Source organism: Pseudomonas sp. P42 (genome assembly GCF_017973755.1).
In the GTDB taxonomy this organism is placed as follows: Bacteria; Pseudomonadota; Gammaproteobacteria; order Pseudomonadales; family Pseudomonadaceae; genus Aquipseudomonas; species Aquipseudomonas iridis.
The window spans coordinates 717042-743905 of the sequence record NZ_JACOPU010000001.1 but is presented as its reverse complement, the minus strand read 5'-3'; the positions used below and the strand labels follow the sequence as shown (position 1 = coordinate 743905).

Below are 26864 nucleotides of genomic sequence, written 5' to 3'. Positions count from 1 at the left end.
TGTTTGAATCACCTAAAGAACCGAGTCGTGCGGGCACGAGCCTGCTCGCGAAAGCGGTGTATCTGCCAACATTCATATCGAATGTTAATCCGATTTCGCGAGCAGGCTCGCTCCCACAGGGGACGCGGACCGTTCACATATTGGTTAAGCCTGCGCTTGGCCTTCCGCGAGGAAGAACCAGGTTTCCAGCACGGTGTCCGGGTTCAGCGACACGCTTTCGATGCCCTGCTCCATCAGCCAGCGAGCCAGATCCGGGTGATCGGAAGGGCCCTGACCGCAGATACCGATGTATTTACCAGCCTTGTTGCATGCCTGAATCGCGTTCGACAGCAGCTTCTTGACGGCCGGATTACGCTCGTCGAACAGGTGCGCAATGATCCCGGAGTCACGGTCCAGGCCCAGCGTCAGCTGAGTCAGGTCGTTGGAACCGATCGAGAAACCGTCGAAGAATTCGAGGAACTCTTCAGCCAGAATCGCGTTGGATGGCAATTCGCACATCATGATCACGCGCAGACCGTTCTCGCCACGCTTCAGGCCGTTCTCTGCGAGCAGATCAACAACCTGACTGGCTTCGCCGAGGGTGCGCACGAACGGCACCATGATTTCGACGTTGGTCAGGCCCATCTCGTTGCGCACGCGTTTCAGCGCGCGGCATTCGAGTTCGAAGCAATCGCGGAACGATTCGCTGATGTAACGCGAAGCGCCACGGAAGCCCAGCATCGGGTTTTCTTCTTCCGGCTCGTACAGCTTGCCGCCGATCAGGTTGGCGTATTCGTTGGACTTGAAGTCCGACAGACGCACGATGACCTTCTTCGGTGTGAACGCTGCTGCCAGGGTGCTGATGCCTTCGACCAGTTTGTCGACATAGAAGCCAACCGGATCGTCGTAGCCGGCAATACGCTTGTCGACGCTGTCCTTGATTTCCTGCGGCAGGCCATCGTAGTTCAGCAGCGCTTTAGGGTGCACGCCGATCATGCGGTTGATGATGAATTCCAGACGGGCCAGGCCCACACCGGCGTTCGGCAGTTGCGCGAAGTCGAAGGCGCGGTCCGGGTTGCCGACGTTCATCATGATCTTGAACGGCAGATCAGGCATGGCGTCCACGGAGTTCTTCTTGATGTCGAAGCCCAGTTCACCTTCGAAGATGTAACCGGTGTCGCCTTCAGCGCAGGACACGGTCACGCCCTGGCCATCCTTAAGCAACTGGGTGGCGTTGCCGCAACCGACAACGGCTGGAATGCCCAGCTCACGGGCGATGATCGCCGCGTGGCAGGTACGCCCGCCCCGGTTGGTCACGATGGCGCTGGCGCGCTTCATTACCGGTTCCCAGTCCGGGTCGGTCATGTCGGAAACCAGTACGTCGCCCGGCTGGACTTTGTCCATCTCGGACACGTCCTTGATGATCCGCACTTTACCGGCACCAATACGCTGGCCGATGGCACGACCTTCAACCAGCACGGTGCCGGTTTCTTTCAACAGGTAACGTTCCATGACGTTGGCCTGGGTACGGCTCTTCACGGTTTCCGGACGCGCCTGCACGATATACAGCTTGCCGTCGTCACCGTCCTTGGCCCACTCGATGTCCATCGGGCACTGATAGTGCTTCTCGATGATCATCGCTTGCTTGGCCAGCTCGCTGACTTCGGCGTCGGACAGGCAGAAGCGCGCGCGATCAGCCTTGTCGACGTCGATGGTCTTGACCGACTTGCCGGCCGTGGCGACTTCGCCGTAGATCATCTTGATGGCTTTGCTGCCCAGGTTGCGACGCAGGATCGCCGGACGACCGGCCTCCAGCGTGCCCTTGTGGACATAGAATTCGTCCGGGTTCACCGCGCCTTGAACGACGGTTTCGCCCAGACCGTAAGCGCCGGTGATAAACACCACGTCACGGAAACCGGACTCGGTGTCGAGGGTGAACATCACGCCGGCGGTGCCGGTTTCCGAACGTACCATGCGCTGCACGCCGGCAGACAGGGCGACCAGTTTGTGGTCGAAGCCCTGATGCACGCGGTAGGAAATCGCACGGTCGTTGAACAAAGAGGCGAAAACCTCCTTGGCAGCGCGGATAACGTTCTCCACGCCACGGATGTTCAGGAAGGTTTCCTGCTGACCGGCGAAGGATGCGTCCGGCAAGTCTTCGGCAGTGGCTGAAGAACGCACGGCCACGGCCATATCAGGGTTGCCGGCCGACAGCGTGGCGAACGCGGTGCGGATCTCGGCGTTGAGTTTTTCCGGGAATTCGGCGTCCATGATCCATTGACGAATCTGCGCGCCGGTCCTGGCCAGTGCGTTGACGTCATCAACGTCGAGCGCGTCAAGGGCCTGGTGGATCTGGTCGTTGAGGCCACTCAGTTCGAGGAAGTCGCGATAGGCCTGAGCGGTGGTGGCGAAGCCGCCGGGGACCGACACACCGGCACCCGCCAGGTTGCTGATCATCTCGCCCAGGGATGCGTTCTTGCCCCCCACATGCTCAACATCGTGTTTGCCGAGCTTATCGAGGGAAACTACGTACTCTACCAAGGTGATCTCTCCACTAACTGTGTTGGAAAAGCTCAGAAACCGGCTGCTCGGGGGAGCGTTGGCCGGTTGTATGGCCTGGACCTGGAAAATAAGTGAGAATGCAGGCCAATGGCGGCCGGCAAATCGCGCCTATCATATCCAAGATTCGTTATTAGCTTAAGGCCCAAGGTGCAAATGAAACGATCTGCTTTCTTTATCTCCGATGGCACCGGCATTACCGCCGAAACCCTGGGTCAAAGCCTCCTGGCGCAGTTCGAAAACATTACCTTCAGCAAATTCACGCGACCGTACATCGACAGCGTGGATAAAGCGCGGGCCATGGTACAACAAATCAATAAAGCCGCCGAAACCGACGGCTTTCGCCCGATCATCTTCGACACCATCGTCAATCAGGACATTCGTGAGATTCTCGCAACGTCCAATGGTTTCATGATCGATATTTTCTCGACCTTCCTCGCCCCGCTTGAGCAGGAACTGACCGAGCATTCTTCCTACACCGTGGGCAAGTCGCATTCGATCGGGCACAACTCCAATTACATGGAGCGGATCGAGGCTGTGAATTTCGCCCTCGACAACGATGACGGTGCCCGCACGCACTATTACGACAAGGCCGATCTGATTCTAGTGGGCGTGTCGCGATGTGGTAAGACGCCGACGTGTCTGTACATGGCCATGCAATTTGGTATCCGCGCGGCCAACTACCCGCTGACCGAAGACGACATGGAGCGCCTGCAATTGCCGCCCGCCCTGCGCGCTCATCAGCACAAGCTGTTCGGCCTGACCATCGACCCGGACCGCCTCACCGCGATCCGCAACGAGCGCAAACCCAACAGCCGCTATTCGAGCTATGCCCAGTGCGAATTCGAAGTGCGCGAAGTGGAAAACCTGTTCCGCCGCGAAAACATTCCGAACATCAACTCCACACATTTTTCGGTGGAAGAGATCTCGGCGAAGATTCTGGTGGAGAAAGGCGTCGAGCGGCGGTTCAAGTAACCCCGCATGCCCCCTGTAGGAGCTGCCGAAGGCTGCGATCTGTTGATCTTGTTTTTAAACATCAACATCAAAAGATCGCAGCCTTCGGCAGCTCCTACACGGGATTGAGTTCCGTCAAGGCGTGCTTCATAGCCTCAAAGCCTGCGAGCAACATGCTGTCATCCCCGACTGAGTTACACACGCCTACCCGAATAAACTGCGGCACCGCCGCATGTCCTACCGCGAACGCCTCGGCGGTCGCCACCAGATAGTTGTTTTCTTTCAACTCCGCAGCAATCTGCGACGCTCGCCACAACTCGGGCACCTCTACCCAAAAGTGCGGACTGTAGGTGTGCGTCTTGTAGCTCAAGCCGTCCAGTACACCCGAAACCAATGCCTTGCGGCGGCCAATCTCCGTGATCTGCTCATCCAGTAAACGTTCGGCCATGCCGTTTTCGATCCACAGGCTCGCCACCTCCATCGACAGCGGATTGGCCATCCAGCACGTCGCACGAATGGCTGAACTGATACGCCCGATCAGAGCCTGCGGCGCATGCAGATAACCGACCCGCAGACCCGCCGAAACGGCCTTGCTGAGACTGCCGATCAGCACCGCACGCTCAGGAGCGAAATAGCTCAATGGCAGCGGGCGCTGGTGGTCGAGCACAGCATGGGCTTCGTCTTCGATAATCAGCAGATTGTGCTGGCGGCACACCTCGGCAATCGCTTCGCGCCGCGGGATGGACATCACAGCGGCTGTAGGATTCTGGATCGTTGGCGTGCAATACACCGCTGCCACCCGATGCTGACGGCAAATGTCCTCCAGCGCCGCGGGCAACAATCCTTCGTCATCCATCGCGGCGCCGATGAGTTTTATCCCGAGTTGACGTGCGACGCTGATCAATCCGGGGTAGGACAAATGCTCGGTCACGACCGTGTCGCCGGCCTTGAGCAAAGCCATCAAGGCGCACAGCAAACCGTGCTGACCACCGTTGACGCACAGCACCTGATCGGCGTGCGGCACGAAATCCCCGTGGCGCAACCAGACCGCCCCCGCCACCCGGTGCCTGGCCAATCCGCTTTCGGCGGTGTATCCGGTCAATTGCTGTAACAAGCCCGGATCATTGGCCAGTTCGACAAGACACTCGCGCATGAACGCTGCTTCCTGGCCGGGGATCGGCTGGTTGCGGCTCATGTCGAAACACGCTGGCGGCTCGTCGCTGACATTGCGAAAGCCTTTGTCCTGCGGCCGCTCCATCCCGCGCTGACGCACATAGGTGCCGTCTCCTACGCGGGCCACGACTAATCCGACACGCTCCAGATCGCCGTAAGCACGACTGATGGTGCCGATGGTGACGCCAAGACTATCGGCCAACAGTCTGTGCGGTGGCAGCTTGCAACCGGCCTCGATAACACCCTCGCAGATGGCCTTTTCGACCGCATCGGCCAGGCGTTGGTACTTGACGCCGACGCCATTGGCGAGACCGTCGCGAAGGATTGACACCATGGCAATACTTACTTTGACAGTCATTCTCGCCCCAAATAGCGTATTGAAAACAGGTTCAATCAGGAATAGACCTTTTCAGTGATGAGGTCAATTCCCCGCTCGGAGCACCCAACATGTCGACCGTCGTCAGCTCACCGATAACCATCAGCAAACCCTGGCTTGCCGGATTGATCACCAGCACCCTGTTTCTCATCGTTTGTCTGAGTTGGGGCACCACATGGCTGGGGATCAAGATTGCCGTGGAAAGCGTGCCGCCACTGACCGCTGCCGGCCTGCGCTTTCTGATTGCCTTCCCGCTGTTCCTCAGCTTCGCGGTGTTGCGCAAGGAACCCCTGCTGTTTCCACGACAAAGTCGCTGGTTTTTTGTGTTCGTCACGCTGTCGTATTTCAGCCTGCCTTATTACCTGCTCAACTATGGCGAGATGCACGTGTCGTCTGGCCTGACGGCGCTGCTGTTCAGCTGCATGCCGGTTTTTATCCTGATGTTCAGCGCATTGTTTCTGCGCGAGAAAATCTATCCATCGCAAATGCTCGGCATCGCCATCGGCTTCGCCAGTTTGTTCATGATCATTCGCAGCCAGGGCTTACACCTTGATCAGGCTGAATGGCTTGGTGTGCTGGCGATTCTCTGCGCAGCCGTCATGCATGCGTTGTGTTACGTAGTGACGAAAAAACACGGCAGCGCCATCAGCGTGATCACCTACAACACGCTGCCGATCGGCATCGCCGGGCTGATGTTATTTATTGTCGGATTGAGCTTCGAAGCGCCGAGCTTCCAGGACGTGACCGCGCGCTCATGGGCTGCCCTGCTCTATCTCGGGCTGGTGGCGTCGGTGGGTGGATTCATCGTTTATTTTTTGCTGCTTAAACGCCTCAGCCCGATCATTCTGTCGTTCGTGTTTATCATTTTCCCGGTGTTCGCCGTGATCATCGGCGCCTGGTACGAAGGGCAAACCCTGTCCCGGGAACTGATGATCTATTCGGCGATTTTGTTGAGCGGTTTTGCGATCACCAAACTGCCCATCGAAAAATGGCGCAAATCCTCCGTGTAGGAGCTGCCGCAGGCTGCTCCTACAGCGCTTTCGTCAGATCACGAACAGGTCGACGAAGCGGTTCACGGGAGTGGCTTCCAGCCGCGTCTGATCTTTGCACAGCGCCAGGATCTCGGCGCTGCGCTGGCCGGTGAAGCGCGTTGCCAGGTTGGCCTTGAACTTGTCTTCCAGCAAAGGAATGCCCTGCGCCCGGCGGCGGCGATGGCCGATCGGGTATTCCACCACGACGTTGTCGGTGCTGGTGCCGTCCTTGAAAAACACCTGCACGGCGTTGGCAATCGAGCGCTTGTCGGCCTCGAGGTATTCGCGGGTGAAGCGCGGGTCTTCGACGATGTGCATTTTCTCGCGCAGCACATCAATGATCGGATGTGCGTTGTGGAAATCGTCCTCGTAGTGTTCGGCGATCAGGTTGCCGAAGGCCAGCGGCACGGCGGTCATGTACTGAATGCAGTGATCGCGGTCGGCAGCGTTGGCCAGCGGCCCGACCTTGGAAATGATGCGGATCGCCGATTCGTGGGTGGTGATGACGATTCGCTCGATTTCGTGCAGTCGATTGCGCACTTGCGGATGCAACGTCACCGCTGCCTCGCACGCAGTTTGCGCGTGGAACTCGGCGGGAAAGCTGATCTTGAACAGGACGTTTTCCATCACATAACTGCCGAACGGCCGTGAGAAAGCGAAGGCGCGTTTATCTTCCGGCTTCAACGCCAGGTCGCTGTTGGTGTGGCTGAAGAGTACGTCGTAAAAGCCCCACTGCTTGGCACTCAACACACCGGGAATGCCCATTTCGCCACGCATGGCGATATCGGCCAGACGCACGCCACGGCTGGACGCATCCCCCGCTGCCCAGGATTTTCGCGAGCCAGCATTCGGTGCATGACGGTAGGTGCGCAGCGCCTGACCGTCGGCGAATGCATGGGACAGCGCCGACAACATCTGCTCGCGATTGGCGCCCATCAGTTTGGCGGTCACGGCGGTCGAGGCGACTTTCACCAGAATGACGTGATCAAGTCCTACGCGGTTGAAGGAGTTTTCCAAGGCAATGACGCCCTGAATCTCGTGAGCCATGATCATCGCTTCCAGCACATCGCGAATCGTCAACGCCGCTTCAGCGTTGGCAAAACGCTTCTGCGAGAGGTGATCGGCCACCGCGAGAATTGCGCCGAGGTTGTCCGACGGATGCCCCCACTCGGCGGCGAGCCAGGTGTCGTTGTAGTCGAGCCAGCGCACGATGCAGCCGATATCCCACGCCGCTTTCACCGGATCAAGGCGATAAGGGGTGCCCGGGACGCGAGCGCCAAACGGCACGACGGTGCCTTCGACGATAGGGCCAAGGTGCTTGGTGCATTCGGGAAAACGCAGCGCCAGCAGGCCGCAACCCAGCGTATCCATCAGGCAGTGGCGGGCGGTGTTCAGGGCTTCGGTGGATTCAACGTTGAAGGTCAGGACGTAGTCGGCGATGTCCTGCAGAACACGGTCGTAGTCGGGGCGGTTGTTCAGGTCGACGTTGGCGCTCATGTTCGATTCACTCTTTAAGTGGTTCGTTGATGGGACCTCGGTTCAGGCAATGGACTTTTAGAATTGAAATGCGACCCCATGTAGGAGCTGCCGAAGGCTCCTACAGGGGAAGTTGTCGTTTAGAAAGAATCACCAGGGACGCGCACGTAGCCTTCCATCAGGACACGGGCACTGCGGCTCATGATGGCTTTTTTCACCACCCACTCACCGTTTTCTAGGCTCGCCTCGGCACCGACCCGCAATGTGCCGGAAGGATGACCGAAACGCACGGCGCTGCGTTCCACACCACCCGCCGCCAGGTTCACCAGCGTCCCGGGAACTGCCGCCGCAGTGCCGATGGCGACCGCAGCCGTGCCCATCATCGCGTGGTGCAGCTTGCCCATCGACAATGCACGCACCAGCAAATCAACATCACCGGCAGCAATCGCTTTACCGCTGGACGCCACGTAATCCGCAGGCCTGGCGACGAACGCGACTTTCGGTGTGTGTTGGCGCTTGGCCGCTTCATCGAGATTCGAGATCAGGCCCATGCGCAAAGCGCCATAAGCGCGGATGGTCTCGAACATCTGCAAGGCTTTCGGGTCGCTGTTGATCGCACTTTGCAGTTCGGTGCCGGTGTAGCCGATGTCTTCGGCGTTGACGAAAATCGTCGGAATACCCGCATTGATCATGGTCGCCCTGAACGTGCCAACACCCGGCACCTCCAGCTCATCGATCAGGTTGCCGGTAGGAAACATCGAGCCACCACCGCCCTCTTCTTCTGCCGCAGGATCCATGAACTCCACCTGCACTTCGGCCGCCGGAAAGGTCACGCCGTCGAGTTCAAAATCTCCGGTCTCCTGCACTTCACCGTTGGTGATCGGCACGTGGGCGATGATGGTTTTGCCGATATTCGCCTGCCACACGCGCACCACGGCGACACCGTTGTGCGGAATGCGGCTGGCGTCGACCAGGCCATTGCTGATCGCAAACGAACCGACCGCTGCCGACAGGTTGCCGCAGTTGCCGCTCCAGTCCACGAAAGGCTTGTCGATGGAGACCTGGCCGAACAGGTAGTCGACGTCGTGATCAGCCTGGCTGCTTTTCGACAGGATCACGGTTTTGCTGGTGCTTGAAGTGGCGCCGCCCATGCCGTCGATTTGCTTGTCGTACGGGTCGGGGCTGCCGATCACGCGCAGCAGCAAGGCGTCGCGGACGGGACCTGGAACCTGCGCCGCTTCAGGCAAATCTTTCAGGCTGAAGAACACGCCTTTGCTGGTGCCGCCGCGCATGTAGGTGGCGGGAATTTTGATTTGCGCTGCGAAATGAGTTGCGTGAGCCATGGTGCTCCTTAACGAAGGCACGGGACTTGGAGTCCCATGCCCACATCCGATGATTTAAACGGCAGCCGCCGACTCTTCGAGGAAGTCCTGAGCGAAGCGCTGCAACACGCCGCCGGCCTCGTAGATCGACACTTCTTCAGCGGTATCGAGGCGGCACGTTACCGGCACGTCGACGCGCTCGCCATTCTTGCGATGAATCACCAGCGTCAGGTCAGCGCGCGGCTTGCGCTCGCCAATCACGTCGTAGGTTTCGCTGCCGTCGATGGCCAGGGTGTGGCGGTCGGTGCCCGCCTTGAACTCCAGCGGCAACACGCCCATGCCCACCAGGTTGGTGCGATGGATACGCTCAAACCCTTGCGCAGCAATGGCTTCGACACCCGCCAGACGCACGCCTTTGGCCGCCCAGTCGCGGGACGAGCCTTGACCATAATCGGCGCCGGCAATAATGATCAGCGGCTGCTTGCGCTCCATGTAGGTTTCGATGGCTTCCCACATGCGCATCACTTTGCCTTCCGGCTCGACCCGGGCCAGCGAACCCTGCTTGACCTTGCCGTTTTCCACGACCATTTCGTTGAACAGTTTCGGGTTGGCAAACGTCGCGCGCTGGGCGGTCAAGTGGTCGCCACGGTGGGTTGCGTAGGAGTTGAAGTCCTCTTCCGGAAGGCCCATTTTCGCCAGGTATTCGCCGGCGGCGCTGTCGAGCATGATCGCGTTCGACGGCGACAGGTGATCGGTGGTGATGTTGTCCGGCAGCACCGCCAGTGGGCGCATGCCCTTGAGCGGACGCGCGCCGGCCAGTGCACCTTCCCAGTACGGCGGACGGCGGATGTAGGTGCTCATCTCGCGCCAGTCGTACAGCGGCGTGACTTTCGGGCCGGTGTCTTCATGGATGGCGAACATCGGGATGTAGACCTGACGGAACTGCTCGGGTTTGACCGAAGACTTCACCACGGCGTCGATTTCTTCGTCGCTCGGCCAGATGTCTTTGAGGCGAATTTCCTTGCCCTCGACCACGCCCAAGACATCTTTCTCGATGTCGAAACGGATGGTCCCGGCAATCGCGTAAGCAACCACCAGCGGCGGCGAAGCGAGGAAGGCCTGCTTGGCGTACGGGTGGATGCGGCCGTCGAAGTTGCGGTTGCCCGAGAGCACGGCAGTCGCATACAGATCGCGGTCGATGATTTCCTGCTGGATCACCGGGTCCAGTGCGCCGGACATGCCGTTGCACGTGGTGCAGGCAAACGCCACGACGCCGAAACCGAGTTGTTCCAGTTCAGTGGTCAGCCCCGCTTCGTCGAGGTACAGCGCCACGGTTTTCGAACCCGGCGCCAGCGAGGATTTGACCCACGGTTTGCGCGTCAATCCGAGTCGGTTGGCGTTGCGCGCGATCAGGCCAGCGGCAATCACGTTGCGCGGATTGCTGGTGTTGGTGCAACTGGTGATGGCCGCGATGATCACCGCACCATCGGGCATTTGCCCCGGCACGTCATCCCACTGACCGGAGATGCCTTTGGCCGCCAGATCCGAGGTCGCAACGCGCGCGTGCGGGTTGCTCGGGCCGGCCATGTTGCGCACCACCGACGACAAGTCGAAGGTCAGACCGCGCTCGTATTGCGCGCCTTTGAGGCTGTCGGCCCACAGACCGGTGGTCTTGGCGTAATGCTCGACAAGCTGCACTTGCTGATCTTCACGACCGGTGAGCTTGAGGTAATCGATGGTCTGCTGGTCGATGTAGAACATCGCCGCGGTGGCGCCGTATTCCGGCGCCATGTTGGAGATGGTTGCGCGGTCGCCCAGGGTCAGCGCGGCAGCGCCTTCACCGAAGAACTCCAGCCATGCACCAACGACTTTCTGCTTGCGCAGGTACTCGGTCAGCGCCAGCACCATGTCGGTGGCGGTGATGCCCGGTTGCAGTTTGCCGGTCAGTTCGACGCCGACGCTTTCCGGCAGGCGCATCCACGAGGCGCGGCCAAGCATCACACTCTCGGCTTCAAGGCCGCCGACGCCGATGGCGATCACGCCCAGCGCATCGACGTGCGGGGTGTGGCTGTCGGTGCCGACGCACGTGTCGGGGAACGCCACGCCGTCACGCACCTGGATCACCGGAGACATTTTCTCCAGGTTGATCTGGTGCATGATGCCGTTGCCCGGCGGGATCACATCAACATTCTTGAAGGCTTTTTTGGTCCAGTTGATGAAGTGAAAACGGTCTTCATTGCGACGATCTTCGATAGCGCGATTCTTCTCGAACGCCTGCGCATCAAAGCCCCCCGCCTCTACCGCCAGCGAGTGGTCGACAATCAGTTGCGTCGGCACCACCGGATTGACTTGCGCCGGATCGCCGCCCTGCAAGGCAATCGCGTCACGCAGACCGGCGAGGTCGACCAGTGCGGTCTGACCGAGAATGTCATGGCAGACAACGCGCGCCGGGAACCACGGGAAATCGAGGTCGCGCTTGCGCTCGATGAATTGCTTCAGGGATTCGGTCAGCGTGGCCGGGTCGCAGCGACGCACAAGGTTTTCCGCCAGCACGCGCGAGGTGTACGGCAGGGTGTCGTAAGCGCCGGGCTGGATCGCATCGACAGCCGCGCGGACGTCGAAATAGTCCAGCGGTGTTCCGGGCAGGTTCTTGCGAAATTCTGTGTTCATCGGGTCAGGACTCGGGTCACGGGAGTTTCAAGGGGTGGGGCCAGACACCGATCTTGAAATTCACACTGAACCCTGTGGGAGCTGGCTCGCCAGCGATAGTGTCGGGTCAGTCGACATCGATGCTGGATGTTACTCCGTCATCGCTGGCAAGCCAGCTCCCACAGGGATTTAGGTGAACGTCGAGATCAGTGTTCAGCCCTCACCATTCAGCGACGTTCGATTGGCACGAACTTGCGCTGTTCTACGCCGACGTATTCGGCGCTTGGGCGGATGATGCGGTTGTTGGCGCGTTGTTCGAACACGTGTGCCGCCCAGCCGGTCAGGCGCGAACAGACGAAGATCGGTGTGAACAGCTTGGTCGGGATGCCCATGAAGTGGTACGCCGAGGCATGGTAGAAATCGGCGTTCGGAAACAGCTTCTTCTGCTCCCACATGGTCTTGTCGATGGCTTCGGAAACCGCGAACAGCACCTTGTCGCCGACTTCATCAGAGAGCTTTTTCGCCCAGCCCTTGATCACCTCGTTGCGCGGGTCGCTGTCCTTATAGATCGCGTGGCCGAAACCCATGATCTTGTCTTTGCGCTCGAGCATGCCGAGGGTGCCTTTGATCGCGTCTTCGGGCGACGAAAAGCGCTCGATCATTTCCATCGCCGCTTCGTTGGCGCCACCGTGCAGCGGGCCGCGCAACGAACCGATGGCCGCAGTGACGCAGGAATACAGATCGGACAGGGTCGAAGCGCAAACGCGGGCGGTGAAGGTCGAGGCGTTGAATTCGTGTTCGGCGTAGAGAATCAGCGACACGTTCATCACTTTGACGTGCAGTTCGCTCGGCTTCTTGTCGTGCAGCAAGTGCAGGAAGTGGCCACCGATGGATTGTTCATCGGTCACGCAGTTGATGCGTTTGCCATCGTGGCTGAAGCGATACCAGTAGCACATGATCGCCGGGAACGCGGCCAGCAGACGGTCAGTCTTGTCGCGCTGTTCGGAGAAGTCTTTCTCCGGTTCGATGTTGCCAAGGAACGAGCAACCGGTGCGCATCACGTCCATCGGGTGGGCGTCGGCGGGGATGCGTTCCAGCACTTCTTTCAGCGCTTGCGGCAGGTCGCGCAGCTTGCTCAGTTTGCCTTGATAAGCGTCGAGTTCGGCCTGGGTCGGCAGTTCGCCATACAGCAGCAGGTACGCCACTTCTTCAAATTGCGCATCGGCTGCCAGTTCGCGCACGTCGTAGCCGCGATAGGTCAGCCCGGCACCGGCCTGGCCTACGGTGGACAGTGCGGTTTGCCCGGCAACCTGGCCCCGGAGCCCGGCGCCACTGAGTACTTTTGCTTCGGCCATTGCTGTCTCCAATCTTCTTGAATTTGTTAGGGAATCTGCAATTTCGGTGTTGTTTGTAAAAGATCGCAGCCTGCGGCAGCTCCTACAGAGATCCATGTAGGAGCTGTCGAGTGAAACGAGGCTGCGATCTTTTGATCTTCATTTTTTCGCCGCAAACAACGCATCGAGCTTCTGCTCGAACGTGTGGTAATCGATGCGATCGTAAAGCTCCATGCGAGTCTGCATGGTGTCGATGACATTTTGCTGCGTGCCGTCGCGGCGGATCGCGGTGTAGACATTTTCCGCAGCCTTGTTCATCGCGCGGAACGCCGACAGCGGATACAGCACCAGCGACACATCGGCGCCGGCCAGTTGTTCGGTGGTATACAGCGGCGTTGCGCCGAACTCGGTGATGTTGGCCAGAATCGGGGCTTTCACGCGGCTGGCGAACAGCTTGTACATTTCTAGTTCTGTGATGGCTTCCGGGAAGATCATGTCGGCGCCAGCCTCGATGCACGCCGCGGCGCGATCCAGAGCAGACTCCAGACCTTCAACGGCCAGCGCATCAGTACGCGCCATGATCACGAAGCTGTCGTCGGTACGGGCATCGACGGCAGCCTTGATGCGGTCGACCATTTCCTGCTGGCTGACGATCTCTTTATTCGGACGATGGCCGCAGCGCTTGGCGCCGACCTGGTCCTCGATGTGAATCGCCGCCGCGCCGAACTTGATCATCGATTTGACGGTGCGCGCCACGTTGAAGGCCGAAGAACCGAAACCGGTGTCGACATCCACCAGCAGCGGCAGATCGCAGACGTCGGTGATGCGCCGTACGTCGGTGAGCACGTCATCCAGACCGGTGATGCCCAGATCCGGCACGCCGAGAGACCCTGCGGCCACCCCGCCACCGGACAGGTAGATCGCCTTGAAACCGGCACGTTTGGCCAGCAGCGCGTGGTTGGCGTTGATCGCACCGACCACCTGCAAAGGGTGCTCGCTGGCGACCGCATCGCGGAAACGCTGGCCTGGAGTGTTCGGGTTGGAACTCATGACTCACCTCGTTCAGTGGCTGTCTTATTGTGGGCGCCGTCCTGGTAATGACGGGCGATGTTGCGTTTCGAGGCGCCGATGTGGCGGCGCATCAACAATTCCGCGAGTTCGCCATCACGGTCGGCGATGGCATCGAGAATCCTGTGGTGTTCGGCGAAGGCCTGGCGCGGGCGGTTCGGCGTGGTCGAAAACTGGATGCGGTACATGCGCACCAGTTGATAGAGCTCGCCGCAGAGCATCTGCGTCAGCGTGCGATTGCCGCTGCCCTGAATGATGCGGTAGTGGAAGTCGAAATCGCCTTCCTGCTGGTAGTAGCCGACCCCGGCCTGAAACGCCGCATCGCGCTCGTGGGTTTCCAGCACCCGACGCAGCTCATCGATTTCTTCGACGCTCATGCGTTCAGCCGCCAGACGGCACGCCATGCCTTCGAGGGATTCACGGATTTCGTAGAGTTCCAGCAATTCGGCATGGCTCAGCGATACCACTCGCGCGCCGACGTGCGGCACACGCACCAGCAGGCGCTGACCTTCAAGACGGTGGATCGCCTCACGCAGCGGCCCACGGCTGATGCCATAGGTGCGTGCCAGCTCAGGCTCGGAGATCTTGCTACCCGGAGCAATCTCGCCTCTGACGATAGCCGCCTGAATGCGTCGAAAGACGTTTTCCGACAGCGTCTCGGAATCGTCGCCGCTGATGACCGGGGGATCGAGTTGATCCAGCATGATTGTCGACACCTTTAAATCCAATGCGGCAAAAACTAGCCAATCCGACCGCATCAGTCAAAGGAAAAATAGACATTGTCGACAATCGTCTAATAACACCCCTCAAGAGGCCCAAGGGTTATAGACCCCCTCGGGCGCTGGCGCCATAAAACCACCGTGCTAGAATGCCGCCCGCATTTGCTGGCCATTTGTACGGCTTGTCATAAAAAGCTGAAAGGCACACGAAGGGACCTGCGCAAGTTCTGCCAGGCACCTGAACCGAAAACGGAACGCTGCGCACCAGGATTTATGAGACTCAAGCCTTTTCCCACATTCTTCGCCCTGTTTTGCCTGCCTGGCCTTGCCGCCGCGGGGGAAAAAACTGTGTACGGCCTCAACGAATATGCTTCGCTTGACGGCATCAATCTGGAAGTCGCGGCCAAACTCGACACCGGCGCAAAAACCGCCTCGCTGAGTGCCCGCGACATAAAACGCTTCAAACGCAATGGTGAATCCTGGGTACGTTTCTACCTGGCGATCGACGCCGCGCATTCGCATCCTATCGAGCGCCCGCTGGCCCGAGTCAGCAAGATCAAACGCCGGGCCGGCGACTACGATCCGGAAGAAGGCAAAAAGTACACCGCGCGCCCGGTGATCGAGCTGGATATTTGCATGGGTTCGGCAATGCGCAGCATCGAAGTGAACCTGACCGACCGAAGTGCGTTCCAATATCCGCTTTTGATCGGTTCCGAAGCGCTGAAACGCTTCGACGCACTGGTCGATCCCAGTCTTAAATACGCTGCAGGCAAACCCGCTTGCACCATCGCCGCTCATACCGCCGAGTAATTTCCATGCGTTCTCTAACCTTCCACCTGAAAATCCTGATCACCATTCTGGTGCTCCTGGGCGTTTCGGTTACGGCCTATCAGATTTTCGTACTCGGCATCCCGGTGACCGAAGACGCCACCGACGACTTGTGGAACATCGACGCCAAAGTCGAGTTCGTCGCCAGCACCAAAGACCCGGTGAAGATCCAGATGTTCGTGCCGCCGCTGAGCCGCGATTACGTCAGCCTCAACGAGAGCTTCATCTCCAATAACTACGGCGTGTCGGTGAACCGCGTCGACGGCAACCGCAAAGTGACCTGGTCGGCGCGACGCGCCAAGGGTAATCAGACCCTTTATTACCGTCTGGTGCTGACCAAACGCTACACCGCAGAAAAAACCAAGACCAAAGGCCCGACCTTCCGCGACAGCATGGTCATCGAAGGTCCGGAAAAAATCGCCGCCGAATCGCTGCTAGCACCGATTCGTCAGCACTCGGCCGACGTTGAAACCTTCATCGGCGAAGCGATCAAGCGCGTTAATAACGTCAACGACGACAACGTGAAACTGCTCCTGGCTGGTGATCCATCGACGCCGCACAAAGCCAAAATCGTCGAGCTGCTGCTGTCCATCGCCCACGTCCCGGTGGAAAAAGTCCACACCATCCGCCTCGTCGCCGATCAGCCGCAAACGCCTGAACTGTGGCTGCGCAGCTTCAACGGCACCGACTGGCTGTACTTCAATCCGGAAACCGGCGAACAGGGCCTGCCGACCGACCGCCTGCTGTGGTGGACCGGCGATGAAAACCTGATCACCGTCGACGGCGGCAAGAAAGCCAACGTGACCTTCAGCCTGAACAACAGCGAGATGAACGCGATTCGTCTGGCCAAGCTGACCGACGAAAACACTGACGCCAACTTCCTCGAATACTCGCTCTACGGCCTGCCGCTGCAAACCCAGCAGACGTTCATGATCATGGTAATGATCCCGATCGGCGTGCTGGTGATCCTGATCCTGCGCAACCTGATCGGCTTGCAGACCCTCGGCACGTTTACCCCGGTGCTGATCGCCCTCGCCTTCCGTGAAACGCAATTAGGCTTCGGCATCCTGCTGTTTACCGTGATTACCGCGCTGGGCCTGTCGTTACGCTCGTATCTGGAACACCTGAAGCTGCAAATGCTGCCGCGACTGTCGGTGGTGCTGACGTTTGTCGTGGTGTTGATCGCGGCGATCAGCCTGTTCAGCCATAAACTGGGTCTGGAGCGGGGTCTGTCGGTGGCGCTGTTCCCGATGGTGATTCTGACCATGACCATCGAACGCCTGTCGATCACCTGGGAAGAACGCGGTGCCAGCCATGCGATGAAAGTCGCGATCGGCACCTTGTTCGCAGCGTCCCTGGCGCACTTGATCATGACCGTGCCCGAGCTGATCTACTTTGTGTTCACCTTCCCGGCGATCCTGCTTATTCTGGTGGGCTTCATGCTGGCGATGGGTCGTTATCGCGGTTACCGCCTGACCGAACTGGTGCGTTTCAAGGCGTTCCTGAAGAAGGCTGACAGCTGATGTTCGGTTTCTGGAAGACCTGGAAGGCCCTGGAAGCCCGGGGCATCATGGGCATCAATCGGCGTAACGCCGATTACGTGCTCAAGTACAACAAGCGCAGTCTGTACCCGATCGTCGATGACAAGATCATCACCAAGGAACGCGCGATCAAGGCCGGCATTCACGTGCCGGAGTTGTATGGCGTGATTTCCACCGAGAAGGAAATCGACAAGCTCGGCGAGATCATCGACGGGCATAGCGACTTCGTGATCAAACCGGCCCAAGGCGCCGGCGGTGACGGCATCATCGTGGTGGCCGACCGCTTCGAGGGTCGCTATCGCACGGTCTCGGGCAAGATCATTGCCCACGAAGAGCTTGAGCATCACATCTCGAGCATCCTCACTGGCCTGTATTCCCTTGGCGGCCACCGTGATCGCGCGCTGATCGAATACCGCGTGACCCCGGACCAGATCTTCAAAAGCATCAGTTATGAAGGCGTGCCGGACATCCGCATCATTGTGTTGATGGGGTATCCGGTAATGGCGATGTTGCGCCTGCCGACCCGTCAATCCGGCGGCAAGGCCAACCTGCACCAGGGCGCCATTGGCGTCGGCGTTGATCTGGCCACAGGCCTGACCCTGCGCGGCACCTGGCTGAACAACATCATCACCAAACACCCGGACACCACCAACGCAGTGGATGGCGTGCAACTGCCCTACTGGGACGGTTTCATGAAACTCGCTGCCGGTTGTTATGAGCTGTGTGGTCTGGGTTACATCGGCGTGGACATGGTGCTGGATCAGGAAAAGGGCCCGCTGATTCTTGAGCTGAATGCGCGGCCGGGGCTGAATATCCAGATCGCCAATGATTGCGGTCTGACGTTGCGTACCCATGCGGTGGAAGCGCGACTGGAGGAGCTCAAGGCACGTGGCGTGACTGAATCGGTTGAAGAGCGGGTGGCGTTTACTCAGGAAATGTTTGGGCATATTCCTGCGGTAGAGGGCTGAGCCGCTTAAGAGCTGAAAAGCCCCTCACCCCAACCCTCTCCCAGAGGGAGAGGGGGCTGACCGAGGTGGATGTTCGAAGTACATCGATCTGATCTATCGAGTCGAATTCAGGCCTTGAAAAGTTTGAAGATCTACTCCCTTTCCCCCTCGCCCCCTTGGAGGGGTGAGGGGGTAGGCTTTTGACTTTGAACTGGCCGCCGAGAGGACTACAATCCCCACCCCGCTTCAACGGCCGATCTGCCCCGCCCATGTTGACCTGTTCCGTACACCCGCTGCCCTACCGCGCCAATCCCGCTGACTACTTTGCGGCAATCCGCAACGCCCCCGGCGCTGTGCTGCTCGACAGCGGTCGGCCGAGTGCCGAGCGTGGCCGGTATGACTTGCTCAGCGCCTGGCCGCTGGAACAACTGGCCGTAATGCCGGACGAAAGCGGCAGCCTTTTCCTGCAACGTCTGCGCGATAACCTGAACCGTTTGGGTGAGGCTGATTTGCCAGTGGGCCTCGAGTTGCCGTTCGCGGGCGGTCTGATCGGTTACCTGAGCTACGACTTCGGTCGACATCTGGAACACCTGCCAAGTCAGGCGCGGGACGATCTGCAATTGCCCGACGCACGATTTGGCCTGTATGCCTGGGCGCTGATCAGCGATCACCAGACCGCCACCAGCCAATTGGTTTTCCACCCATCCATCGTCGACAGCGAAAAGCAGCGCCTGATCGCGTTGTTCACTCAACTGCCTGCTGACTCGCTGGCCCCGTTCAAACTGAACAATCCGATGAGCGCCGACCTTTCGGCTGACGATTACCGCCAGGCCTTCGAACGCATCCAGCATTACATTCAGGCCGGTGACTGCTATCAGGTCAACTTCGCCCAGCGCTTCCGCGCTACCTGCCAGGGCGATCCATGGCTGGCCTATTGCGCCCTGCGCGAAGCCTGCCCGACGCCGTTTTCCGGGTTCCAGAGCTTGCCGGACGGTGGAGCGGTGTTAAGCCTGTCGCCAGAACGCTTCGTCAAAGTCAGTCAGGGTCAGGTGGAAACCCGTCCGATCAAAGGCACCCGCCCACGCGGCCTGACGCCGGCCGAAGACGCCGCCAATGCCGCCGAACTGCTGGCTAGCCCCAAGGATCGCGCGGAAAACCTGATGATCGTCGATCTGCTGCGCAACGATCTGGGGCGCACCTGTCGCATCGGTTCGGTGCGGGTGCCGGAGTTGTTCAGTCTGGAGAGCTATCCCAACGTCCATCATCTGGTCAGCAGCGTGACCGGTGAACTGGCGCAGGATCGCGACGCGTTAGACCTGATCGCCGGCAGCTTCCCCGGCGGCTCGATCACCGGCGCGCCGAAGATTCGCGCGATGCAGATCATCGACGAACTGGAGCCCACCCGGCGCGGCTTGTATTGCGGCTCGTTACTGTATCTAGACGTGCGCGGCGAGATGGACAGCTCCATCGCGATTCGCAGTCTGTTGGTCAAGGATGGGCAGGTGTGCTGCTGGGGGGGCGGCGGGATTGTTGCCGATTCGCACTGGCAAGCTGAATATCAGGAGTCGATTACCAAAGTTAAAATCCTCCTTCAAACCCTGCAAAATCTCTAAAAGCTTCGCGAGCAGGCTCGCTCCCACAATGGAATGCATTGCACATGTGGGAGCGAGCCTGCTCGCGAAAACGTCTTTCCAGACGACTACAAACTCAGGTCGCGATTCGAGGCCTTGAGGAATTCCTGTTTCAGCTCAGCAAACGTGTGCACCGCCGGAAACTGCGGAAACTCGCGGATCACATTGTCCGGCGCATGAAACAGAATCCCCGCATCCGCCTCGCCCAGCATCGTCGTGTCGTTGTACGAATCACCCGCCGCAATCACCCGGTAATACAGGCTCTTGAAGGCCAGCACCGACTGACGTTTGGGATCCTTCTGACGCAACTGATAGCTGGTCACCCGACCGGTTTCATCCGTAATCAGGCGATGGCAAAGCAACGTCGGGAATCCCAACTGGCGCATCAAAGGCTGGGAGAATTCGTAGAAGGTGTCCGACAGAATCACCACCTGAAAGCGCTCGCGCAGCCAGTTTACGAATTCCACCGCGCCGTCCAGCGGCTTCAGCGTGGCGATCACTTCCTGAATGTCCGAGAGCTTCAGGCCGTGTTCATCGAGGATGCGCAGACGCTGCTTCATCAATACGTCGTAATCGGGAATGTCCCGGGTGGTAGCCTTGAGGGATTCGATTCCGGTTTTTTCGGCGAAAGCGATCCAGATTTCCGGCACCAACACCCCTTCAAGATCCAGGCAAGCAATTTCCACAAGACACTCCCGTTTGTATTGATTATTGAGTCGAGCGACGCCGAACTCTAGCGGCTCCACCACAGCCGTGCAACGCACAGCACGCGCCAACCGACGCAGCTTTTTGTTACCATCGCCGCCATATAGAGCGCCCAGCGCCACCGACCTGTAGGAAGCCGCCCTGATGAGCCCAACGTTCGATGTCGTGGAACTCGCCACGACCTATGCCAACAAATCCGCTCAGGACATCCTGAAACTCGCGTTCGCCGAGTTCGGCGATGAGTTGTGGATATCTTTCAGCGGCGCCGAGGATGTGGTGCTGGTGGACATGGCCTGGAAGCTGAACAAGAACGTCAAAGTGTTCAGCCTCGATACCGGCCGCCTGCACCCGGAAACCTATCGCTTCATCGAGCAAGTGCGCGAGCACTACAAGATCGACATCGAAATCGTCTCGCCGGATTACACGAAACTGGAACCGTTCGTGAAGGAAAAAGGCCTGTTCAGTTTCTACAAGGACGGCCATGGCGAATGCTGCGGGATCCGCAAGATCGAGCCGCTGCGACGCAAACTCTCCAACGTCAAAGCCTGGGCCACCGGCCAGCGCCGCGACCAGAGTCCGGGCACGCGCAGTGCCGTTGCGGTAATGGAAATCGACAGCGCATTCTCGACACCGGAACGCACCCTGTACAAATTCAACCCGCTGGCACAGATGACCAGCGAAGAGATTTGGGGCTACATCCGCATGCTCGAGCTGCCGTACAACAGCCTGCATGAACGCGGTTTTATCAGCATCGGTTGCGAACCTTGCACCCGCCCTGTCTTGCCCAACCAGCACGAGCGCGAAGGCCGCTGGTGGTGGGAAGAAGCAACCCAGAAGGAATGCGGGTTGCACGCGGGAAACATCATCAGCAAGGCGTGATTCTGCAGGCTAGCTCCCACACAAGTCTGCGTCGCCCCAATAAAAACGTGTACACACGAATGTCACCATCGGTGCCATTTATGTGTGCACTTTTTTGTTTCTTCGCCCTGAAAAGTTACACGCCCTCCACCCCCTCCTTCTCTCTGGCGTCCGCCAAAATTCCTCAAAAAAATAAATACCTGTTCGACCGGTCAATTTTTAATCAAATATTTTCAATAACTTAAGAATTCTCCATAACTTTTCGAAATGAGCGATTCGTTTCATAGATGAGTAACTGGCACAAATCTGGCTTTAGTGCATGCATGTTTTGTATACAAAAATGCAAAACATAAACACACTTTCGATCCGCAAGCCTGAAGCGCCCTATCCCGTACAGGCTGCAGATGCCCCTAACCTGTGATGGTTTCACTGCCGCGACGAAGATTTGTCGAGCCTCACGGCTTATGCACAGTCATCGCGGCCTTGAACATCAGGAGCCTGCCGGAATGCGTACAAGTCTCTCGAATAACATCGCGCTGAATCTGCCCGCCTCTGCACTCGATCACCCCTCCCCCCACGACGGACTGGTCGAATCGCTGCAACTGAGCCCCCGCTTGCACAACAGCGACCTGGCACCGACCAAGGCCGAGGGTCGACGCTGGGGCAAGTACAGCATCTTCGCCCTCTGGACCAACGACGTGCACAACATCGCCAACTACTCGTTCGCCATTGGCCTGTATGCCTTGGGCCTGGGAGGCTGGCAGATTCTGTTGTCGCTGGGGATCGGCGCAGCGCTGGTGTATTTCTTCATGAACCTGTCCGGTTACATGGGGCAGAAAACCGGTGTGCCGTTTCCGGTCATCAGCCGGATCAGTTTCGGTATCCACGGGGCGCAAATTCCTGCGTTGATCCGGGCTGTTATCGCCATCGCCTGGTTCGGTATTCAGACCTATCTGGCGTCAGTGGTGTTTCGCGTTTTGCTCACGGCGGTTCATCCCGGATTCGCCGAGTACGACCACAATTCGATCCTCGGACTGTCGACGTTGGGTTGGGTGTGTTTCGTGGTGATCTGGCTCGTGCAACTGGCGATTCTCGCCTACGGCATGGAAATGGTGCGCCGCTATGAAGCGTTTGCCGGACCGGTGATTCTGGTGACCGTCGCGGCCCTCGCCGCCTGGATGTACACGCAGGCCAACGCGACCATTGCCTGGTCGACTCGCGACCCGCTCACCGGAGGCGAGATGTGGCGCAACATCTTTGCCGGGGGCGCGTTGTGGCTGGCGATCTACGGCACGCTGATCCTCAATTTCTGCGACTTCGCCCGCTCCTCGCCGTGCCGGAAGACCATCAAGGTAGGAAATTTCTGGGGTTTGCCGGTAAACATTCTGGTATTCGCCGCGATTACCGTCCTGCTGTGTGGCGCGCAGTTTCAGATCAACGGCCGGATCATAGAAAGCCCGACAGAAATCATCGCCTCGATTCCCAATACCTTCTTTCTGGTTCTCGGTTGCCTGGCCTTCCTGATCGTCACGGTGGCGGTGAACATCATGGCCAACTTCGTCGCCCCGGCGTTCGTGCTCAGTAACCTGGCGCCGAAGTACTTGACCTTCCGCCGCGCCGGGCTGATCAGCGCGGCCATCGCCGTGTTGATCCTGCCGTGGAATCTCTACAACAGTCCGTTGGTGATCGTGTATTTCCTCTCCGGTCTCGGCGCCCTGCTCGGGCCGTTGTACGGCGTGATCATGGTCGACTACTGGCTGATCCGCAAAGGCCGGATCAATGTCCCGCAGCTCTACAGCGAGGATCCCAACGGCGCTTATTACTACAGCCACGGCGTCAATTTCCGTGCAGTGGCGGCGTTTATTCCCGCCGCGCTGATTGCCATCGTCCTGGCGCTGGTACCGGGTTTCCACAGTGTTTCGCCGTTCTCCTGGCTGATTGGTGCCGGGATCGCCGGGATGCTCTATCTGATCATCGCCAAACGCCAGCCGGACTACGCCGACGTCAGCGGCGAATGCATCGCTGTCGACAACGTCTGCCATTAACTCCCTCGCGGCCCGGACTTCGGGCCGCAAACTGCCCGCTATAAGGACTCCCCATGCGCATTCTCGTGGTCAACGTCAACACCACCGAATCCATCACCGATGCCATCGCCCGCTCGGCGCAGGCTGTCGCGTCACCCGGTACGGAAATCGTCGGCCTGACACCCTACTTCGGCGCCGACTCGATTGAAGGCAACTTCGAAAGCTATCTGGCGGCCATCGCCGTGATGGACCGGGTGATGGCCTACGACCAACCGTTCGACGCGGTGATTCAGGCCGGTTACGGCGAACACGGTCGCGAAGGTTTGCAGGAATTGCTCAACGTGCCGGTGGTGGACATCACCGATGCGGCGGCCAGCACCGCGATGTTTCTCGGCCATGCCTATTCGGTGGTGACCACGCTGGATCGCACCGTGCCGTTGATCGAGGATCGACTGAAACTGTCCGGGCTGTGGGATCGCTGCGCATCGGTGCGGGCCAGTGGCCTGGCCGTTCTGGAGCTGGAACACGAACCGCAACGGGCGCTGGAAGCCATCGTCCATCAGGCTGAACTGGCGGTGACGCAGGACAAGGCCGAGGTAATCTGCCTGGGTTGCGGTGGTATGGCCGGGCTTGATGAGCAGATTCGCCGGCGCACGGGCGTGCCGGTGGTGGATGGGGTCACGGCGGCGGTGACGATTGCGGAATCGCTGGTGCGGTTGCGGTTGTCGACGTCCAAGGTGCGGACGTATGCAACGCCGCGGCCGAAAACGATTATTGGCTGGCCGGGGCGGTTTGCACGCTGAGAACCGAGTCGACTTATTCGCGAGCAGGCTCGCTCCCACAGGATCAGTGTTGGTTACAAATATGTGGTCCGATGCAAAATCTGTGGGAGCGAGCCTGCTCGCGAAGGGGGCAACCCGGCCCCAGGCCTTGCTCAAAAAGCACTGAACCGCCGAGCCAAGCCCTGCTCTACAAACTGCTCAATCACAAAATCGACAAACGCCCGAGTCTTGCCCGGCAACAATTTATGCTCGGCGTAGTAGATGGAAATGTTGCCGTCATCGACGAACCACTCCGGCAACACCCGCTGCAACGTGCCTGCCTCCAGATACCCCACCGCGAACGGCATGCTCACCAGTGCAATCCCCAGGCCTTGCGCAGCCGTGGCGCAGGCAGCCTCCGAATCGCTCATGGTCATTCGCGTCTTGAGGGTCAAGGCTCGACAGAGCTGACTGCCACTACTGATCAATTGCCAAGAGCGCACTCGACCGGTTTGTGGCGACCGAATCAGAATGCCATCGTGATATTGCAGGTCGTCCGGCTCGACGATCGCTTCGTGCTTTTGCAGATAGTCAGCAGACGCCACCAACACTCGATGCGCGGGTGCCAATTTGCGTGCGACGACGCCTTGGGGCAATTCAAATCCTCCGCCAATCGCTGCATCGAACCCCTGCCCGATTAGATCGACCTGACGGTTATCAAAATGCCAGTCAGGGTTGATCGCCGGAAACCGACGTAAAAACGCTTCCAGCAACGGCACGACGTACAAACGCCCGAACACGGTGCCCATACTGACTTTCAACGTTCCCGCTGGCAGACCTTCGACACTGGCCAGATTAGCCACCGCGTTCTGGATCGTGGTCAGACTGGCACTGACCTGACTCAAAAACAGCTGGCCCGCCTCGGTCAGGGCCAAGCTGCGGGTGCTGCGCTGGAACAACCGCACGCCCAGCCTCGTCTCAAGTTTCGCGACACTTTTACCGACCGCCGCCGGGGTCAGGCTCAAGCGCCTTGCCGCTTCGGCGAAGCTGCCGACTTCAGCGCTGCGCACAAAGCATTCAATACTGCTGAACGTTTCCATGATCGCCACTATAAACTTATGGTTTACACAGACTATAGCAATCATGGGCTACACGGTTGTGGATCAGAGGTCGATACTCGGCTCCAACAACAAGGCAGTCCCGCCTTGAATAGTCTGGAGATCGAACATGACCACTCAACACCTCGGCGGCAAAGTCGCTCTGATTCAAGGCGGTTCCCGCGGTATCGGCGCCGCCATCGTCAAACGCCTGGCCGCTGAAGGCGCTGCAGTAGCCTTCACTTACGTCAGCTCCACCGCCAAGGCTGAAGAGTTGCAGAACAGCATCACCGCCAACGGTGGCAAAGCCCTGGCGATCAAAGCCGACAGCGCTGACGCAACTGCCATCCGCCATGCCGTCAGCGCCACGGTCGAAGCCTTTGGACGTCTGGACATTCTGGTCAACAACGCTGGCGTACTGGCCGTCGCGCCGCTGGAAGACTTCACCCTGGAAGATTTCGACCAGACCCTGGCCATCAACGTGCGCAGCGTATTCATCGCCTCGCAGGAAGCGGCCAAGCACATGGGCGAAGGCGCACGCATCATCAACATCGGCAGCACCAACGCCGATCGCATGCCCTTCGCCGGTGGCGGTGTGTATGCGATGAGCAAATCGGCACTGGTCGGTCTGACCAAAGGCCTGGCACGCGACCTGGGCCCGCGTGGCATCACCATCAACAACGTGCAGCCCGGCCCGGTCGACACCGACATGAACCCGGCGCACGGTGACTTCGCTGATAGCCTGATCCCCCTGATGGCAGTGGGTCGCTACGGTAAAGCCGAAGAAATCGCCAGCTTCGTCGCCTACCTGGCGGGACCGGAAGCCGGCTACATCACCGGTGCCAGCCTGACCATCGACGGTGGTTTCGGCGCCTGATATTTCTCAGTCGACTGTACGAAAAACGCCGCCCCTTCTTTAACAGAGGGGCGGCGTTTTTTGGTTGATCGGGTTATCGCTCGATCAGGTCCATTCCAGTGCCGGCAGACCACAGGCGCTCGGGATAAACCCTTTCAACGACCGGAGAATCCCGTCGGCGTGTGCGTATTTTTCATCGGCCATGGCCGCGTCGGGAATGGCGATGGCCGTCATGCCCGCCGCTTTCGCCGCGGTCACCCCAAATGGGGAATCCTCGAACACCAGACAATCTTCAGGCGCGACACCCAGACGCCGCGCCGCGGTGAGGAATATATCCGGCGCGGGCTTGGCTGCGCCGACTTCAGGATCGTCCGCCGTGACAATGAAATCGAACAGCGCAAACCACTCGCGGTGCAACGTGGTTTTCTGACCGAACGACTGTCGTGACGAACTGGTGCCCACGGCGATTGGAATATTGTGGGCCTTGAGGTGACGAATCAGCTCTTCGGCGCCCGGCATCGCCTGCGCGGTGGGGAAACGCTCGCGCATCAACGGTTCGCGAATGACCAGAAACTCTTCGGCAGTGATCGGCAGATCCAGCGCTTGCACCACATAGTTCGCCAGATCGTTGGCACCGCGGCCAATGATGTTTTGCTTGACGCTCCAGTCGAAGGTGCGCCCGTAACGCTCGGCAATCATCGAGGTGACCTCGGTGTAAATGCCTTCGGTGTCCAGCAGCAAACCGTCCATATCGAAAATCACGGCCTTGATCGGGCCGAACGCCTTCAGCGGTGCATTCATCATCGGATCCGTTATCAAAGACAGCCCAGGCGGCGGGTAGCGCCGCTGCTCGGATCTGATTAATGGGTTCAGCAGCATAACGAGCACAGCCGACATTGAGCAACGGGCAATGTTTGTTGAGGCGATGAACTACTCGCAGGTAAATAACGAAACTCCCTACAGATATTGCCTACCT

21 protein-coding genes are annotated in these 26864 nt (G+C 59.1%); 10 read left to right on the top strand and 11 right to left on the bottom strand.

The features are described from left to right. Positions 1-144: 144 nt before the first annotated feature. Complete coding sequence (gene ppsA, locus H8B20_RS03505) at positions 145-2520, bottom strand: phosphoenolpyruvate synthase (RefSeq protein ID WP_042558496.1); 2376 nt, start codon at positions 2518-2520, stop codon at positions 145-147. A 174-nt stretch (positions 2521-2694) separates the two neighbouring features. Here ppsA and ppsR point away from each other — a divergent pair, with 174 nt between their 5' ends. After that, a complete protein-coding gene (gene ppsR / locus H8B20_RS03500; RefSeq protein ID WP_042558495.1) occupies positions 2695-3513 on the top strand; it encodes a posphoenolpyruvate synthetase regulatory kinase/phosphorylase PpsR in 819 nt (272 codons plus the stop codon). A gap of 94 nt (positions 3514-3607) precedes the next feature. Here ppsR and H8B20_RS03495 read toward each other — a convergent pair whose 3' ends face one another. Next, positions 3608-5023, bottom strand: a complete 1416-nt coding sequence (locus tag H8B20_RS03495) for an aminotransferase-like domain-containing protein (RefSeq protein WP_210622352.1) — start codon at positions 5021-5023, stop codon at positions 3608-3610. Positions 5024-5112: 89 nt separating this feature from the next. On the opposite strand from H8B20_RS03495, the gene H8B20_RS03490 reads away from it, so the two are divergent. Further along, entirely contained in the window at positions 5113-6051 is a 939-nt protein-coding gene (locus H8B20_RS03490; protein ID WP_210622351.1) for a DMT family transporter, read from the top strand. A 33-nt stretch (positions 6052-6084) separates the two neighbouring features. On the opposite strand, the gene prpD is transcribed toward H8B20_RS03490, so the two are convergent. From prpD to H8B20_RS03460, 6 genes are all read right to left on the bottom strand, one after another. Continuing rightward, positions 6085-7569, bottom strand: coding sequence for a 2-methylcitrate dehydratase (gene prpD / locus H8B20_RS03485; RefSeq protein ID WP_210622350.1), 1485 nt, complete (start codon positions 7567-7569; stop codon positions 6085-6087). Between the two features lie 119 nt (positions 7570-7688). After that, positions 7689-8891, bottom strand: a complete 1203-nt coding sequence (prpF, locus tag H8B20_RS03480) for a 2-methylaconitate cis-trans isomerase PrpF (protein ID WP_210622349.1) — start codon at positions 8889-8891, stop codon at positions 7689-7691. 54 nt (positions 8892-8945) lie between these two features. Then, the gene (gene acnD, locus H8B20_RS03475) at positions 8946-11540 is read right to left on the bottom strand and encodes a Fe/S-dependent 2-methylisocitrate dehydratase AcnD (RefSeq protein ID WP_210622348.1); all 2595 of its coding nucleotides are present in this window, start codon (positions 11538-11540) and stop codon (positions 8946-8948) included. A 206-nt stretch (positions 11541-11746) separates the two neighbouring features. Further along, the gene (prpC, locus tag H8B20_RS03470; protein ID WP_210622347.1) at positions 11747-12874 is read right to left on the bottom strand and encodes a bifunctional 2-methylcitrate synthase/citrate synthase; all 1128 of its coding nucleotides are present in this window, start codon (positions 12872-12874) and stop codon (positions 11747-11749) included. Positions 12875-13012: 138 nt separating this feature from the next. After that, entirely contained in the window at positions 13013-13903 is an 891-nt protein-coding gene (gene prpB, locus H8B20_RS03465; RefSeq protein WP_042558488.1) for a methylisocitrate lyase, read from the bottom strand. After that, positions 13900-14622, bottom strand: coding sequence for a GntR family transcriptional regulator (locus H8B20_RS03460; protein ID WP_181818557.1), 723 nt, complete (start codon positions 14620-14622; stop codon positions 13900-13902). The genes prpB and H8B20_RS03460 overlap by 4 nt, the downstream gene beginning before the upstream one ends. A 291-nt stretch (positions 14623-14913) precedes the next feature. Here H8B20_RS03460 and rloA point away from each other — a divergent pair, with 291 nt between their 5' ends. The 4 genes from rloA to pabB all read left to right on the top strand — a co-directional run bounded on the left by rloA (position 14914) and on the right by pabB (position 19569). Next, positions 14914-15450: a retropepsin-like aspartic peptidase RloA gene (rloA, locus tag H8B20_RS03455; protein WP_016983749.1), complete on the top strand. Its 537-nt coding sequence runs from the start codon at positions 14914-14916 to the stop codon at positions 15448-15450. Positions 15451-15455: 5 nt separating this feature from the next. Then, positions 15456-16991 (top strand): osmotic stress tolerance membrane protein RloB, encoded by a 1536-nt coding sequence (gene rloB / locus H8B20_RS03450; RefSeq protein WP_042558486.1) that lies wholly within the window; start codon positions 15456-15458, stop codon positions 16989-16991. Then, positions 16991-17977, top strand: a complete 987-nt coding sequence (locus H8B20_RS03445; protein WP_210622346.1) for an alpha-L-glutamate ligase-like protein — start codon at positions 16991-16993, stop codon at positions 17975-17977. The genes rloB and H8B20_RS03445 overlap by 1 nt, the downstream gene beginning before the upstream one ends. Before the next feature lie 248 nt (positions 17978-18225). After that, positions 18226-19569, top strand: coding sequence for an aminodeoxychorismate synthase component I (gene pabB / locus H8B20_RS03440; RefSeq protein ID WP_200610588.1), 1344 nt, complete (start codon positions 18226-18228; stop codon positions 19567-19569). Positions 19570-19655: 86 nt separating this feature from the next. Here the strand turns inward: pabB and thrH are convergent, their stop codons facing one another. Beyond that, a complete protein-coding gene (gene thrH / locus H8B20_RS03435) occupies positions 19656-20273 on the bottom strand; it encodes a bifunctional phosphoserine phosphatase/homoserine phosphotransferase ThrH (protein ID WP_042558482.1) in 618 nt (205 codons plus the stop codon). 163 nt (positions 20274-20436) lie between these two features. On the opposite strand from thrH, the gene H8B20_RS03430 reads away from it, so the two are divergent. The 3 genes from H8B20_RS03430 to H8B20_RS03420 all read left to right on the top strand — a co-directional run bounded on the left by H8B20_RS03430 (position 20437) and on the right by H8B20_RS03420 (position 23977). Then, entirely contained in the window at positions 20437-21171 is a 735-nt protein-coding gene (locus H8B20_RS03430; RefSeq protein ID WP_042558481.1) for a phosphoadenylyl-sulfate reductase, read from the top strand. A 485-nt stretch (positions 21172-21656) separates the two neighbouring features. Further along, a complete protein-coding gene (locus H8B20_RS03425; protein ID WP_210622345.1) occupies positions 21657-23195 on the top strand; it encodes an NCS1 family nucleobase:cation symporter-1 in 1539 nt (512 codons plus the stop codon). Between the two features lie 53 nt (positions 23196-23248). Further along, positions 23249-23977, top strand: a complete 729-nt coding sequence (locus H8B20_RS03420) for an aspartate/glutamate racemase family protein (RefSeq protein WP_042558479.1) — start codon at positions 23249-23251, stop codon at positions 23975-23977. Positions 23978-24108: 131 nt separating this feature from the next. Here H8B20_RS03420 and H8B20_RS03415 read toward each other — a convergent pair whose 3' ends face one another. Further along, a complete protein-coding gene (locus H8B20_RS03415) occupies positions 24109-25035 on the bottom strand; it encodes a LysR family transcriptional regulator (protein WP_042562009.1) in 927 nt (308 codons plus the stop codon). Between the two features lie 127 nt (positions 25036-25162). On the opposite strand from H8B20_RS03415, the gene H8B20_RS03410 reads away from it, so the two are divergent. After that, entirely contained in the window at positions 25163-25909 is a 747-nt protein-coding gene (locus H8B20_RS03410; RefSeq protein ID WP_210622344.1) for a 3-oxoacyl-ACP reductase family protein, read from the top strand. 84 nt (positions 25910-25993) lie between these two features. Here H8B20_RS03410 and H8B20_RS03405 read toward each other — a convergent pair whose 3' ends face one another. Next, complete coding sequence (locus H8B20_RS03405; RefSeq protein WP_210622343.1) at positions 25994-26689, bottom strand: HAD-IA family hydrolase; 696 nt, start codon at positions 26687-26689, stop codon at positions 25994-25996. Between the last annotated feature and the right edge of the window lie 175 nt (positions 26690-26864).